This is a genomic window from Niabella ginsenosidivorans (genome assembly GCF_001654455.1).
Classification (GTDB): Bacteria; Bacteroidota; Bacteroidia; order Chitinophagales; family Chitinophagaceae; genus Niabella; species Niabella ginsenosidivorans.
The window spans coordinates 1,283,257-1,298,710 of sequence record NZ_CP015772.1; the positions used below are offsets into that span (position 1 = coordinate 1,283,257).

Below are 15,454 nucleotides of genomic sequence, written 5' to 3' on the forward strand. Positions count from 1 at the left end.
AAATACCATGCAACACGAACCCATTATTATAGAAAGAACGTACAACGCCCCTGTACAGGAAGTATGGGAGGCGCTGACCAATGCAGCCGCTTTGCGCCGGTGGTTTTTTGATGTTCCTGCTTTTGAAGCAAGAACCGGTTTTGAATTTGAGTTTCTGGATAAGGGGAAAGAGGGGGAAAGTTATCTGCACAAATGTGTGGTCACAGAAGTGGAGCCTTTCAGGAAACTGGCGTACAGCTGGCGTTATGAAGGCTTTGAAGGGCTTTCTCTGGTTACTTATGAATTGCAGCCCGATGGTAACAAAACGCACATTAAACTAACCCATTTCGGTTTGGAAACATTCCCTGCTTTAAAAGCTTTTGCAAAAGAAAATTTTACAGAAGGCTGGACAGCGCTGATCGGTACCTTATTAAAAGCGTATGTTGAAAAAGCAAGAGGTAAAGAACAATAAACCGGTCTGTTCTCAAAATGCATTTTGAACAGGAAACGCGCGCCCGGGCAAACGGGGTAGCTGATCCGCAAGCTATGCGATCTGTTGCTCCCCATCGGCAGATTTGTTGTCGATGTGATAGCCGAACAGGAAGCGCTCTTTAATAATGGCCGCTACTTCCGGAGGCACAAGGTCTTCCCATGCCTTGTTGCCTTCTTTGATCATCATTAGAACATTGTCTGTTTGTATTTGCAGATGGCGCTCATTATAATGTGTGATGTCTTCAATTTTATCATTAGCAATAAGGTAACGGTACAGGTCTATAAGATGGGGTGGCGGGGAAAAACGCAGGCAATTTAAAATAACGCCGTTCCGCAGGGTCGGGTAAATAAAAAGTTTCACATTCCGGCTGAACAGTGTTGCAAAAGATTCAAGGATGCCCCCTGGCAGGTCTTTATAATGTTCCTCGCCAAAAATGTATTCCAGGTTAGGATAACCCAGCACCATGCCCATTTTTAATTTTGTGATCCTGGAAAGATAGGCTACCAGCTTATAATATTCGTGGAAATTGGATATCATTACCGTCTGCCCCAATGAGCACAGTATATCTACTCGGTCCAGGAAATCCTTTTCATCTATGTCTTCTTTTTCGGTAGCATTCCGCTCTTTTAATGCCTGTAAAGTAAGTTCAGCTATGACCAGCACATTTTCTTTATCCAGGCCGGGCTCTTCCATGAATTGTTTTACACCATTTTTAAGCATATCCATATGCACGTTTACCAAAGGACGGAAGCGGCCACGGATCACCACAATGTTTTTTTTGTACAGGGCATCCATGGGAGGCAGGTTCTTTCCTTCAGGGCCAAACACGGCCACATCCGAAAAACCGAATTTTACCAGGCGAAGGCTCATTAAACGGTTATCCACATGAACAAACCCGGGACCTTCAAAACGGATCATATCAATCTGTATTCTGTCTGTGGACAGATCATCCATTAATGAGCGGATAAAGATCGCGGGATCAGAATAATAATTAAAGCAGGCATACATCAGGTTTACGCCCAGCACGCCCACAGCCTGCTGCTGCAGCGTGTTTTCATTATCGAGTAACTTCACATGGAGGATCACATCATTGTAAAGCCCGTTGGGCTCTAACTGGAAACGAACGCCCATCCACCCGTGCGCATCATTGGATTTCTGGTAGTTTAATGCCGCAATGGTATCGGAGAAGGCAAAGAATTTGGTAGTGGCACCGCGTTTGTCTGCCAGCCGTTCAATCAGCAGCCCGTATTCATGCTCCAGCATAGAAAGCAGGCGCATTTCACTTACATATCTTTTATCGGAAGAGACACCATAGATTGCATCAGAGTAAAACATGTCATATGCCGACATTGTTTTTGCGATAGTGCCGGACGCGCCACCGGCTTTAAAAAAATTCCCGGCTACATCCTGCCCTGCGCCTATTTCGGCAAAGGAGCCGTAGATGTCTTTATCAAGATTGATAAAAAGCGCTTTTTGTTTCGTGGCTAAAGTTTTATCGTGCACAATATCCATAGCGTCAATTAAAAGGAGTGTAGTGATAGGCAAAAATACTGAGTTTTATCAACACCGGGGAAAAAGGATAAATGTATTGCAGGCGGATCCCGGCGCATCAGCGCCTGTCCTTAATGAAAGGAGCTGCTATTGTTTGCCGGAGAAAACACCGGAAGGGCTAACAGGCAATGATCTGGCATTGAACCGGTAGTTCTGGAATCCATTCCGGTTATAAGCTCATGGAGCTTTCGGGCCTTTGCTTACCTGCCTGCCTGCTTTGTAAACTGCTGCAATATTCCGGGTATTGCTGATAGCTGTTGCAGGGTTTCCGTTTATAATTAACAGATCGGCTTTTTTGCCCGGAGTGATGGTGCCAAACTGTGCATTGATCTTTAATGCGTGTGCCGCGTTCTTTGTGGCCGCGGTAATAGCCTGCAACGGTGTTAAGCCTGCCTGTACCATTAAGGCCAGCTCCATATGTTCTGAAAAGCCCTGCACGCGTATAGGTTGAGCGCCGCTGTCTGTGCCCATTGCAATAAGTACACCGGCATCCTGCAGCTTTTTTAAATTTTTAAGGGCTGTTTCAAAGCCGTGCCGGTTTCTTGCATACAATGGGCTATTTTTTGCAGCAGCGCTGTAGCCGGGGGCCGTGATCATTTCATAGACACCGGGCTCTAAAGCTGCTTTGAAAAAAGGATCATTGATCCACTCCGGCATACCGGCATAGGCAAAAGAGAAAAGGTCCAGGGCCAGGGTGGGGATATAGATTACCTTTTTTTCCTTCATTTGTTTTACCAGGTTGTCATCAATCACACTGTCGCGGATACTGTGCGCAAGCATATCCACCCCGTCTGCCACCAGCCTGCGCGCATCGGCAAGGTAATAGACGTGCGCAGCAACCCTTAGCCCGTGCTTATGGGCTTCCCGGATAACAGCCCGGTAAACGGCTGTATCCATTTTTCTGCTGTGCCCCGCAAAATCATCTACCCATATCTTTACAACTGCCGGCCGCAACTGCGCGAGGCTGTCCATCTGGGCGGGTACCTGGTCTGCACGCTGCGGCTGGTAAAGATGCCCTGTGTTAAAACCGGGAGGCCCAAAGCCATATCCTGCCGAGAAAAGCCGGGCGCCGGGCAGCAGGTTATTTACAGAAGAGTCCCGCAGGCCGCTTTGAAAAAGCATCGGCAGATCAGTGCCCATTACCAGGATATTGGTAATGCCATAGTCTGCATACTTTTTTAGCTGGGACAGGATATTGTTTCTGGTATAATTTTCCGGTTTATTGGCGGTGCCTTTTAATGAGCCCACATGCACATGAGCGCTGGTCAGTGCCGGCATAACGGTTTTGCCGCTCATCGGTATCACCAGGGTATGCTGTGTATCCAGTTTGCGGCCGATTTCAGCAATACTGTCTGCACGGATGCGCACATCCATATGCATTAGAGGCGCCCCGCCATTGCCGTCAATAAGTAATACATCCTGGAGCAGGATAGAAGATGTCTGTGTTTTTTCCTTCCGGAAATTACAGCTGGCCAGTAACAGCGCGCAACAGGCAAGGAACAGGAGTCGTTTTAAAAGCAACATTGTCCGGAGGGTTTTGTAACTGCTAAGATCAGCAAAAAAAGCGGAAAGAAAAATAATAAACGACAGCTCATCAGGAGGAACCGGATGAGCTGTCTGAAAGAGACCGCCTTATGGCGGTTGGAGGTTATGCTTCAATATCGGTTGCTCCCCTAAAAATGATAGCTAAAACTGATCCGTAAATTGCGGGGTGGCTCCGTTTGATAATAATAAGCCGGCGTCATAATTGAATTATCTGTTAATGAAGCGGGGAGCGGGTAATAGGAACCGCTGTACAAATACCTGTTCAGTATATTAAACACGTTCAGCGTGATCCTGTATCTGTTTTTTGCATAGAACAGACCTCCATCCAGCTTGAAATAATCCGGCAGCTTGCCATTGGCACCAAACCAGTCTGTATGACGTTCCTTCAGCCAGGTAAAGCCCCCCGATATTCCCAGCCCCTGTAAGGCGCCTTTCTGTAATTCGTAGGAGAGCCAGGCATTGGTCGTATGTTTTGCATAACCGGGAACAATTTCCCCTACGGTATAAATGTCTTCCGCTCCCGGAGCCACTTTGGTAACCCTGCCATCAGTAAGTGCATAGTTAGCCATAACCGTAAAGCCAGGCAGCACAGTTCCCCTTACATCAAACTCAATGCCTTTAGCCACTTTTTCACCCAATACAATGCTGGTAGCAGGGTTGGATTGTGAATGCGGATCGGTAGTCAGCTCGTTTTGTTTCAGGATGCGGTAAACTGACAGGGTCGTATACCATTTGTCGTGAAACCAGTTTTTCTTGATGCCCAGTTCCATATTGTTTCCTGTAATCGGTTTTATTGCACCTCCGTTAGTCAATACCCCTGTTTGCGGTATGAAAGCCTGGTCATAGAGCGCATAAACCGAAGCTGTTTTGCCGATAGAATAACTTAATCCCACCCGGGGGGTAAAATGTTTTGCAGTAGAGTAAGGTACATCTACCCCATAAACCTGGCTCACATCCGTGTAACGGCCGGCCAGCGTTAATCTTAGTTTTTCTTTAAAGAAGGCGATTTCATCCTGAACATATATGCTGGAATACCGCTGCTTTTGTATGCCCCAGGCTGCTATGGCCCTTTCTTCAATAGGCTTGCTGCGGTCAAATTCCGGATAACCGTTCACCGGTACTCCGTAAGTAGGGTGGGTGGGGTCAAAGAGCGCGCCCAGGGTGTCCAGGTTATGCGATTGCCCCCAATCCGCATAATAACTCTTACTGGCGGCATCAATCCCCGCCAGCAGCCGGTGCCTGGCGTTGCCGGTATAAAACTCTCCGTTCAAAAATACCTGCCCCAATGCCATCGTGCTCTTGGCGTCCCAGATGCCGATGTTCCGGATCACACTTCCTGTAACAGAGTCCATATAGGAAGGCCATGAGCTCATACCTGTCTGTTGATAGTTAAAATAAGCTCCCTGGGCCGTAATTTTCCAGTTACGATCGAACGAATGCTCTAATGTCACATACCCGCTATGGTCGTTGATTGTGGTAGGCGGTAACCCGGGATTGGTAAATGTGAGATTCCGGGGATATGTGCCATATCCGTATTTGGAAAAGATATAATAGGAGCCCAATTCCGTCATCCTGGCAAACTGACCGTTATATTCCAGGGTCAGTTTTGTATGGTCATCTACCTGGTAAGAGATCACCGGGGCGATCACATAGCGGTTATTGTACTCATAATCGCGGTGTGAACCCCTGTTTTGCGCGGCAATATTGAAGCGATATAATAATTTCCGGTTCTTACTGAGCGCACCGTCAAGATCCAGGCTTCCCCTGTACAGATCAAAGCTGCCGAGTGTCAGGTTCACTTCACCTTTGGTAATGCCTGTAGGCTTTTTGGTTACCACATTATACAAGCCGCTTGGGTCGCCATTGGCCAGCATAAAGCCGGCAGGCCCTTTTACAAATTCGATCCTGTCTACAAAGCTCATATCTTCCGTAAGCGGTCCCCAATAGGAAGCCACAACGTTGAACCCGTTGCGGAAGGCCTGAATCTGGGATCCTCTTGCTGTAATGTTCGTATAAAGGTCGCCCCAATGCTCCAGGCGGGTAGCGCCGCTTACATTGCGTATTACCCCATCGCTCATGCTGATGACCTGCTGTGCGGCGAGCGCGCTTTGATCCACTACCTGTATATTTTGGGGCGTTTCCAGCAATGGGGTTTTTAAACGAAGGCTAACAGAAGCATGCTCCGTATTTCTATGTGAGCTGACCAATACTTCATCCAGTTGCTGTGCGGTTTCATTAATAACGAAATCGGCAATTACCGTATCACCGGCCTGAAGATTGACCTCCCGCTGCTGCACCCTGGTTCCTATAGCTGAAACGGACAAAGTCCAGAAGCCCGGTTGTACGGCTCTTATTTCATAAAGACCTTTTTCGTTGCTGATAACGGTATGCCGGGTACCTTCAAGCGTTATCGTTATGGCCGGGGCAGGTTGGCCGTCTGCTGTTGTAATTGTCCCCCTGATATGGCCTGTTTGGGCAAAAAGAATGACCGGAATAATAAATACGGATAACAGAAATGTCAGTTGTTTCATTTTTACAATGCTGCTTTTTTTTAATCGGCGCAAAACTAATCCTGTTATTGTCATTACATTTACGCAAAGCGGAAAAAATGAACCCCGGCATTTTATTACAATCCTGTTGCTGAAATCCGGTATGCAACTGCGGCCTGTAGGCTGGTTTCAAAGCGATGAGCAGGAGCATTCAGGGGTAATCTTACCACTGTAATTGAGAATCGGGCCTTTTTTAATTTAGCAGGGGATTAGTGATTGTTGTAAACAGCTTTTTGATGAGGAATAGCAAAGATCATAAAATATACGCGGGCTATATTGCGTAGGTTTATAGGAGCAGGTGCCTTTTAAGGAATAGGAACTGTACAGAAATGAGCAACCTGCCAGTTAAAGATCACTAAAACCGCAGGTATTATTGATATTGGTAGTGGTGATAGTAAACCGGTTGACTTTTTGCTGGAAGAAGGATAGGAAAAGATTACAGTTCTGGATATTTCTGAAAAAACGCCTGGAGAAGCCAGGCCATCTACATAAGGAACGTCATTCCGGCCGGATGGAGCGGAATGGGCGGAGGCATCTCTCTGGTAATACAGAGATCCCCCGGCTTTTCCCGCAATAACGGAATGCGCCGGGGATGACGATTGAAAAAATTGTCCTCCCAATAAGCTTAAATGCAACGCTTTTATAGTTGCCTCAGCCTGACATACCCTCACCTGGTGCCATTTAAAAGTCTAAACGGTATTAAACGGCAGCAGGACTGATAAGGAAAAAGGCTGCTGTTGATGTGTTGGATGCCTGTAGTGGTATATTTTATTTCAGAACAATCTCAACTGCCCATCCGGATTATCTTTTTTTCGTTGATCGGCTATTTCAAAATTGGAGATGCCAACGCCTAAGAGGCGCACTCTTTTTTCTTCAACAGGCGCTTTGTCCAGTATGATCTTTACAATAGGGAAAATGGTTTCTTTACTATTCATTAGTTCAGCAGATGAATGGCTGCGCGTTATAATAGTAAAATCATGAAACTTGAATTTCAGGGTTACTGTTCTGCCCTTCAGGCCGGAACGCAGCAGCCGTTGAGCCAGCTTTTCTGTTAGCAGCTCCAGCTCAGGAAGCATAGCTGCTTTCGTAGTCAGATCCTCCTGATAAGTATCTTCCACGCTTACTGATTTGGTTTCGCGGTAAGGTTGCACAGCGCGGTTGTCAATGCCTCTTACGATCTGGTAATAGAATTTTCCCGGCTTCCCGAAATGTTGGATCAGGTCTGTTTCAGACAGTTTTTTTAAATCGCTGCCGGTGTGCAGTCCCATTGCGTTCATCTTTGCTGCTGTTACTTTGCCAACGCCATGAAATTTTTCCACGGCCAGCTGCTCCATAAAAGCTTCAATTTTCGATGGGCCTATGAAGGTGAGGCCATCCGGTTTGTTGATATCCGACGCAATCTTTGCAACGGATTTGTTAACGGAAATGCCCGCCGATGCAGTAAGCCGCAGCTCTTCTTTAATGGCTGCTTTGATCAGCCGGGCTATTGCAATTGCAGAGCTGATGCCCTGTTTGTCATGCGTTACATCCAGGTAGGCTTCGTCCAAGGAAAGCGGTTCTATAATATCTGTGTACCGGTGAAAGATCTCGTGTATCTGTTGGGATACGGCTTTATAGGTATCAAAACGTGGATAAACAAAAATGGCGCCGGGGCAGAGCCGCTGTGCGGTTTTAGACGGCATTGCAGCGTGTACCCCATACCTTCTGGCTTCATAGCTGGCCGTAGCTACCACACCGCCGCGCCCTTCAGGTGAGCCGCCCACAATAAGCGGTTTTCCGCGGTATTCCGGAAAATCGCGCTGTTCTACGGATGCATAAAAGGCATCCATATCTATGTGAATGATCTTACGATGTGTTGCTTCCACAGCCATTCATTTTATTTCCGGCATACCTGCTGTCGTCTGTTATGAGGCAATACACAGATGCCTGCGGGCTCAAAAATAAACTTCAATCGGGATATTTTATAATTTCCCATGATGCTACCGGGCCTTCTTTTATCTTAAACAGCGCAACGGGCTCAATGCTGTTTAGCTGACGCAACTGTTGAAACCGGCCGGGATCTCTTGTCTCCAGCTTTTTCAGCAAATGTTTCATTTCATATGCAAGCTGCCCGTTGGTCACCGTTATTTTTACCGGCCGGAAGTTAAAATCAATTTTCTCTTTGTCAAAACGGTAATTCCTGGCCAGGGCGGATCCATTGCGGATGATTTTTATACCCTTTTGTTTTTCCTTCCGGTACATGCTTTGCCAGCAACGCTTCCCGCCATGCTGCCAGAAGCACCTTGGTATCTAAGTATTTCGGATGTATAGACCAGAGTCTCATCGTTGATTGTGGAATTTTGTCAATTTGCTGTGCGAAGCTAAGAGGCTTCGCGCTAATATTATCGCTTTCAGCGATTTTACAAATAGTAACAGTATATGTTCTGTTTCAAAATTAAAATTATCTGTATGCCCTGCCGTCTTTCATCTGATCAAACAGAGAACAAAAACAGGATCTGTTGGTGCACTAATAATTGATAATATAGTATATATTATCTTGTGCTTTGCTTTGAAGCCTGTAATGACTGGTAAAAGTTTAGTTGCCGCAGCACAACACCGGCAAAGTATGGAAGTTGTATAAGGGAGGCAATTCCTTTTTTGAATTGATAGTGTTGTTGGAAATAACTTCATTGGAACAAAGGAAGTAATCCTGATGCAAATTCAGCAGACGATGTTCTGCCACTGTTCTCCACCAATAGCCGGTATATAGTATGGGCCCGGGTATTTTGTGTTTTAATTGGAGGCTTATAATTGCCGGTGAAAATTTGCTGGTACGGAAAGAGCCGGTAACAGAACTATTGATCTGCTTTAAGAAGCCTGCGTTTTAGCGCTTCTGCGGGCCAGTAGTGCCCATTCAGTACTGCCGCAAAAATATCCCGGGAGTTATGAATGTTTTTGAGCGGATCTGCATTAAGCAGCACCAGATCTGCGATTTTTCCTTCTTCAACGGTGCCCAGAGAATCAGTCATATAAAGGCATTCAGCAGCATTGACCGTTGCTGCTTGAAGTGCTTCCAGTGGCGTAAGCCCTGCCTGTGTAAAAAGCACCAATTCGTCGTGCAGGTCATAGCCCGGCCGGATGCCCGCATCCTTACCGGCAAAATCGGAGCCGGTTAGCAGTTTTACCTTTGCCTGGTGCAGCTGTGTTATTAAAGGCAATAAGCGGGGGGCAAGCATTTTTTCATAACCCGTACCATGCACTCTATATAAAGAGATCAGAGTTGGATCATAAAATATTTTATGAGCTGCGATCGATGCAGCCAGTTTTTTTCCATATGTACCATACAGCTTTTTCAATGCTGATATGGTTTGCCGGGTACGAACGGTATCCTGTTCTTCATATATGACACTGCCCAAGAGCGATTCTGTATGTTCTATACTTCTTACACCTGCACGGACAGCATCTTCGGGACTAACGGCTTTAGGGAGGTGCACCACCACTGGAATATGCTGTCTTCGTGCCTCGTCACTCACGGCAAAAAAAATAGCACGGGAAAGCCGGCTGTGCACTTTAATAAAATCAACGCCTGCTGTTTTTAGAGAATCGACCAATTGGCGGGCGGCATTTTCACTGGCCGGGATCCTTGTAAAGGATGCCCGGAGCGGGCTCATTTTTTTGGGGCCGTCAATAAAAGGGCCTGCCCGTTTGATGCGTGGGCCCGCAAGTTTCCCGGCTGCTATTTCATCCCGCCACTCATCAATCTGCGTAAGATTACCGCCCATGTCCCGCACACCGGTGATGCCGTTTGCAGCAAGCATTGCCAGAGCGTCTTTGCCATAATAGGAGAGGTGCACATGCATATCCCACAGCCCGGGGATCAAATATTTATTCCGTGCTTCTATGATCGTGGCGCTATAAGGGATCTCTATGTTGTTACCCATATGCTCAATGCGGTTGCCACGGATGCTGACAGACACATTTTTTATAAGGCCTCCTTTTTTTACATCAACCACCGTAATGTGTTTGAGCACCAATACGGGTTCCTGGGCTTTTGCCAGGAATGGAAAAAATAAAAAAAGAAGTATGCCTGATCTGCTGCGCACAGTATTGATTATTCCGGGTGCTGATCGATCTGTTCCAAAACCTTATCCATGGTGCCGGAAGCAGCGGCCGCCCTTTTCATAATATCATCCAGGTCGCCATAGAAAGACAGCAGGTTCTTTGTATGGATATTGGTAAAGAATGCCTTATCCAAAACCACTTCATTTTGCGCATTCCTGTTAAAATTACTGATCAGGTAGTCCCGCACCCGGGTATTCATAAAATCATTGAAAAAACCGATCTGCTGCATCAGATCCGGAATCTTTGTCTGGTATAGATCAATGATATTGCCCTGTAAGGTTTCGTTTTTAATTACGTTCAGCTTCCCTGTTGATTTTAAGGATTCATATCGGTTACTGTTCGGGAAAAAATAAACATTATGAAATAATTTGTAACCGTAAAAACGGGTGCTGTCATTTGATGCCGTTATTTCTTTTTCCGGCTTTAAAAAATACCGGGCTGCCTGCTTCATGGAGCGCCATTTTTCTGAAGCGGCCTGCAGTTCTTTCAGATCGGTTTGCAGGTCTGTTCTTAATCCGCTCAGGAATTTTTTTTCCAGGTGATGGTCTTCTGTTTTTTCCCGCCATCGTTCCAGGAAGAGGGATAGGGAAATGGCAAAAACGATAATAGCGATCTCGATGGCTATTTCCGTTAGTTTGTGCTTGATATTTAAAGTTTTATTCTTCATAATTGAGAAAACATTGCGGGAATGTTTTAAAACTTCCAGTGAGCTCATGGTATTTTATTTATGACCCGGGACAAGCTGAATGATTCCGGTTTATATCAGGATTCTTTTGGTTTCTGAATGGTAGCTGTTTGCTGCAACGCCTGCAATTGCTTTTCCCCGGAATTGAAGATACGAAAAGATTGTATTTGACAGCCGCGCTTTTTATTTATACAGGTGCATACTCCTTGCCGCTGGCCACAGTTTCCGGAACGGATAGCTGTAAAATACGTTCTGCTATGATAGGGAAATGCCTGTTTGTAACGCCTGGCACTTGCGGGTCAATATTCAGCCTGTAAACCAGGGTTGCTTTTTTGCAGCTATTGGTATTGCCAAACAGCAGTGGAAAACCTGAGCTCTGTTGTTTGGGGCTTATAGGGGCTGACCAAAAAGTAATGTCAGACTGCCAATGGCAGGTGTTGTAAGTTGTTGGAAATGAAGCTACATAAGGAATGTCATTCCGAACGGATGGAGCGGAGGAATCTTTCTGGTAATACAGAGATCCTTCGGCTTCTCCGGCTATTGCAGGATGCGCCGGGGATGACGATTGAAAAAATTGTCCTCCCAATCAGCTTAAATGCAACGCTTTTATGGTTGCCAATGACAGATTACATGGTACGTTGAAAACCAATACTGCTTTAGTCATGCTGAATTCCTGCCCGGATGACCCCGGTGGGACGGGTATTTCAGCATCTATGTATAGCATCACTCAACAGACCTGAAACAAAAACAAATCCCCGAACAGGTCCGGGATGACATTTTCAGGATGATCCGTAAGAATGATTGTCATTGCCTCCATGAATTTGTTTTTACAACTGGAAAGCTCATATGACAATCAGGGCGCCTTTGGGTCGCCTCCAGGTCTGATAAAGCTACCGGAACCAACCAGCAAGCCACAAAAGGATCAATCTGCCAGCTTCATTACCAGCTCTTTTTGCCGGCCGTTAATGGTTAACGTAAGGTGGAGGCTGTTAGTATCATAATTATTTCCGGCATTTTCTTTTAATGAAATTTCCGGCACTTTTTCCCCGCTATATGGGTACAGAATGGTGACAAAGGTTTGCGGATGCCCGTCTGTCTTTGGTTTTTCAAATACAAAGGCCGGGCGGCTTACTTCCCTGCGGTAAGCATAGGAAACTTTGCCTTCTTCTTCTTTCAGGGATACCTGGTCTTTGTTCAGGCTTTGGATCAGCAGGTTATTGCCATCAGCATAGGTGGTATGCACTTTATGATAGTGCTGGTCAAAAACGGCTTTGCTGTCTTCTTTTAATTGAAAATGTACGCCGATGTTTCCGGTTGCTTTTCCTATGGCCCTGTCGATCATTAAAAAATATTTCTGATCGATGAACAGCACACTGCGCTGATGCTTTAGCTTCGGATAGCTGGGATTGGTATAAGTAAGGATATCCAGGCCTTTACCTGTTTTCCATTGCTGCTGCTGCGCCTGCGTAATGACCATATTGGCATTATCCAATGTAAGCGTGCTGTGCACACGGGTCTGGCGATACCAGTTCCGCAGCTTCATAATGGTTGAATCACCGGCATACACATAACAGCCGGCATCCGGAGTAAAGTTGCGCCCTTTTATCCATAGGTTAAAAGTACCGTTATCCGGCTGGGCATGAAAAGCCCCCGGAGGGCTGGCCTTCAGCACCAGCACCGTAGCATCCTCCTTCCACCCGTTCCGGAAGGTATAGAAGCCGGAGGTGGCAAGGCCGTGTGAAAGATACGGAGGTTGTTTTCCTTTGCTGCCTTGCGAAGCAAAAAACTGTATGATCGCATTATCCGGAAAAGCCTTTGCCCAACTGTTATAGGCTTTAAGCATGCTTTTTTTATCAACCAGTTTGGCATCTCCAAACATCGGGTACGTATAATCCGGAAAGGAATAATTGATGGTTGCCAGGATCATTTTTTCAACCGTTTCCCGGTAGCCGGCCGAAAATTCCCTTTCAAGCCCTGCGGCGCGTGCGGAACGTAAGGCGCTCAGGAAGGTGTTGATCATGGCTACATGATAATTGGGCGACAGCTCCCATTGCACCCCATCGGGGTATACCTGTTTTTTGATCTCGGTATTCAATATTTCAATACCGCTTTTTCTCCATGCCGGCGCATTTTTAAATTCAGGAAAGGAAGTGCCTGCAAACAACACCCGCTGCGCTTCAAACAAACGGTGATTGCCTTTGTCTGCATAATGTGTGGAAAGATAGTCGGCCTGCTGGTGATAGCTTTTTAAAAAGCGCATCAGAAAAGCAGGTGTAAAATGCGGTGAGCTTACAAAGATGCTGAAGGCCGGCGCCAGGTTCAGGATCCTGTCAGATACTTCCAGCGGGCGCCAGGCATATTTATCGTTATCTGCCGACAGGCCCGGTGGGTTTTTTGCTACCCAGTCTGAGAACTGAGCCATCCATTCTGTTGCATACCGCTCATTATGGGTAGCGCGATATACCAGGGCCATGGACTGCCACCATTTTACCCGGTGCAGTTGCCAGCGAACCTCGTTATCTTTTACCGGCCACAGCTGCCAGTTAATGTCTTTGCCATAATCAAAGAAGCCATAGCCCTTGTGGGGCTGAAACTTATGCAGTAAGGCGCTGTCCGCAGTGGCCTTAGTAGCCTTATCCACCGGCTGATCCATGCTTACATTCTCTTCTGAAGCGCTGAAATCCGGCTCCCGGTCAGCGCTTTTCTTTTTGAAATAGGTCAGAAGTGCCGTAGCTGCCTTATCATATTGATGAGCAGCTACCGCTGTTTTTACTTTTTCCAGTCCGGGGTAATTAAGGTTGATGATATCAAAGTCTTTTTGGGATATAGGCGTTTGCTGTGCCTTAAGAAGGAAAGCGATTCCTATAAACAGGATGCTAAGACCAGTATATTGAGTGCAGCGCATATGTATTGAATTATAAGAGTTCCTGAGAGGAAAATGGTTTTACTGATCCGGAGCGCTCTGTTTTTTAAGTGCGGCGTATCGTTTCAGCGCTTCAAGATAATAATAATCAGCATAGTTCAGCGGGGTATCCACTTCTGAATTATAAAGGAAGGCGCCTACGCTGTGCTTCAAGATAAAAAGATGATTTTCGCCGGGCTTTGCCAGATAAGCGTTGGAGGACAATGCTTCCAGTATTTCCTTTGCATAATCAAAATATTTTTTCCCGTCTTTTGCCTGTGTGCTCAGATCAAGCAGCGCGGAGGCCATTACAGCAGCGGCAGAAGCATCGCGCGGGGCTCTTCCGTCGGGGTCCATTGCATTGTGCACATCAAAGTCCCATACCGGTACTTTATCCTTCGGCATGCGCGGATGATGCATCAGGAAACAGGCAATATGTTCCGCCTGCTGTAAAAAACGGGGATCATGTGCATTTTTATAGCACATGGTATAGCCATACAGCCCCCAGGCCTGGCCACGCGCCCATGCAGATTCATCAGCAAGCCCCTGGTGGGTACCCCTGCTGAGCACTTTGCCCGTAGCGGGGTCATAATCTACCACATGATAAGAGCTGTAATCTTTGCGGTAATGATTCTTCATAGTAGTAATGGCATGCATATTAGCTGCCTGTGCGTAAGCCGGTATGTTAAACCGCGTGGCTGCCCAGTACAGGTATTCCAGGTTCATCATATTATCAATGATTACCGGGTAGTGCCAGGGTCCAAAATCCCAGGAGCGGATGGTGCCTGTTTTCGGGCTAAAGCGGTTATAGAGGTTACGTACCCCATCCCGCAGGGCGGGCAGGTAAACCGTATCACCGGTGATGCGCCAGGCATTGCCATAGGAACAATACAGCATAAAGCCCATGTCGTGCGTTTTCTTAATGTAACGGACGGAGTCCAGCGCCAGTGTAAATTTTTTTGCCGCAGCTGCCAGTTGCTGATCACCCGTAAGCTCATAACAATACCAGAGGCAGCCGGGAAAAAAACCAGTGGTCCAGTCCGTATAATTGGCAAGCCGTACCGTGCCATCAGGGTTGACCGAACGTGGATGATGCCCGGGGGTATATACCTGAGCGGCCCTGGTAAGCTGTTGACTAACCACATCAACCGCATGAAGGAACCAGGCTTCTTTTCCGGCCGCCTGGGCCATTGACGTAACAGAAATAAAGAGGCTGAAGCCTGCTATAATGACATTGAATCGTTTTTTCATGATTTTTTTTCTTTTACAAAACAGTAGTATAAAAGTAATTGACCGGGATAGCAGGATATTTCAAAATGGATTTTTAAATTTTAGAACTGGATGAAATTTTTAAAAGTGCACCGGAAAGCACCTTCCTGTAAAAAATGGGTTCTTAAAAATTGAAAAATTGTATTCAGTGATTTAACTGGTTGATTTATATGTGCTTAATGTGATTCGGATCATGTGTTGAAATAAAAAAGAGAAAAAATCAACCAGATTGAAAAAACTAAAACCCATTTTTAAACCCTTCGCCTGAAAGCATGGCTACATTTATAATGAACATTAGCGGCAGACAAAGCCGGTGATTTCATAAACCAGGCAACCGGACGGAACCGGTCAGCGTTCGCTGTCTTTTTGTCTGGTTTAGA

General features: G+C 46.3%; 12 protein-coding genes. 1 reads left to right on the plus strand and 11 read right to left on the minus strand.

The window, feature by feature from the left end:
• Nucleotides 1-7: 7 nt before the first annotated feature.
• Nucleotides 8-451 carry an SRPBCC family protein gene (locus tag A8C56_RS05320; RefSeq protein ID WP_067753033.1) on the plus strand — a complete coding sequence of 148 codons (444 nt, stop codon included), beginning with the start codon at nucleotides 8-10 and terminating at the stop codon, nucleotides 449-451.
• Between the two features lie 72 nt (nucleotides 452-523).
• Here A8C56_RS05320 and A8C56_RS05325 read toward each other — a convergent pair whose 3' ends face one another.
• The 11 genes from A8C56_RS05325 to A8C56_RS05375 all read right to left on the minus strand — a co-directional run bounded on the left by A8C56_RS05325 (nucleotide 524) and on the right by A8C56_RS05375 (nucleotide 15,056).
• Nucleotides 524-2,017, minus strand: coding sequence for a hypothetical protein (locus A8C56_RS05325; RefSeq protein ID WP_218917248.1), 1,494 nt, complete (start codon nucleotides 2,015-2,017; stop codon nucleotides 524-526).
• Nucleotides 2,018-2,200: 183 nt separating this feature from the next.
• Entirely contained in the window at nucleotides 2,201-3,547 is a 1,347-nt protein-coding gene (locus tag A8C56_RS05330; RefSeq protein ID WP_071609316.1) for an amidohydrolase family protein, read from the minus strand.
• Between the two features lie 149 nt (nucleotides 3,548-3,696).
• Entirely contained in the window at nucleotides 3,697-6,099 is a 2,403-nt protein-coding gene (locus tag A8C56_RS05335) for a TonB-dependent receptor (protein WP_067753040.1), read from the minus strand.
• A 791-nt stretch (nucleotides 6,100-6,890) separates the two neighbouring features.
• Complete coding sequence (gene dinB, locus A8C56_RS05345; protein WP_245645769.1) at nucleotides 6,891-7,982, minus strand: DNA polymerase IV; 1,092 nt, start codon at nucleotides 7,980-7,982, stop codon at nucleotides 6,891-6,893.
• Nucleotides 7,983-8,064: 82 nt separating this feature from the next.
• Complete coding sequence (locus tag A8C56_RS05350) at nucleotides 8,065-8,358, minus strand: hypothetical protein (protein ID WP_218917249.1); 294 nt, start codon at nucleotides 8,356-8,358, stop codon at nucleotides 8,065-8,067.
• The gene (locus tag A8C56_RS25455; RefSeq protein ID WP_394330809.1) at nucleotides 8,282-8,440 is read right to left on the minus strand and encodes a pyrimidine dimer DNA glycosylase/endonuclease V; all 159 of its coding nucleotides are present in this window, start codon (nucleotides 8,438-8,440) and stop codon (nucleotides 8,282-8,284) included. The genes A8C56_RS05350 and A8C56_RS25455 overlap by 77 nt, the downstream gene beginning before the upstream one ends.
• 511 nt (nucleotides 8,441-8,951) lie before the next feature.
• On the minus strand, nucleotides 8,952-10,199 hold the full coding sequence (locus A8C56_RS05355; protein WP_067753049.1) for an amidohydrolase family protein: 1,248 nt from the start codon (nucleotides 10,197-10,199) through the stop codon (nucleotides 8,952-8,954).
• Nucleotides 10,200-10,207: 8 nt separating this feature from the next.
• On the minus strand, nucleotides 10,208-10,885 hold the full coding sequence (locus A8C56_RS05360) for a hypothetical protein (protein WP_157097881.1): 678 nt from the start codon (nucleotides 10,883-10,885) through the stop codon (nucleotides 10,208-10,210).
• Nucleotides 10,886-11,090: 205 nt separating this feature from the next.
• Nucleotides 11,091-11,489: a hypothetical protein gene (locus tag A8C56_RS05365; RefSeq protein ID WP_067753055.1), complete on the minus strand. Its 399-nt coding sequence runs from the start codon at nucleotides 11,487-11,489 to the stop codon at nucleotides 11,091-11,093.
• A gap of 336 nt (nucleotides 11,490-11,825) precedes the next feature.
• A complete protein-coding gene (gene hepC, locus A8C56_RS05370; RefSeq protein ID WP_067753058.1) occupies nucleotides 11,826-13,808 on the minus strand; it encodes a heparin-sulfate lyase HepC in 1,983 nt (660 codons plus the stop codon).
• Between the two features lie 39 nt (nucleotides 13,809-13,847).
• Nucleotides 13,848-15,056, minus strand: a complete 1,209-nt coding sequence (locus tag A8C56_RS05375) for a glycoside hydrolase family 88 protein (RefSeq protein WP_067753060.1) — start codon at nucleotides 15,054-15,056, stop codon at nucleotides 13,848-13,850.
• Between the last annotated feature and the right edge of the window lie 398 nt (nucleotides 15,057-15,454).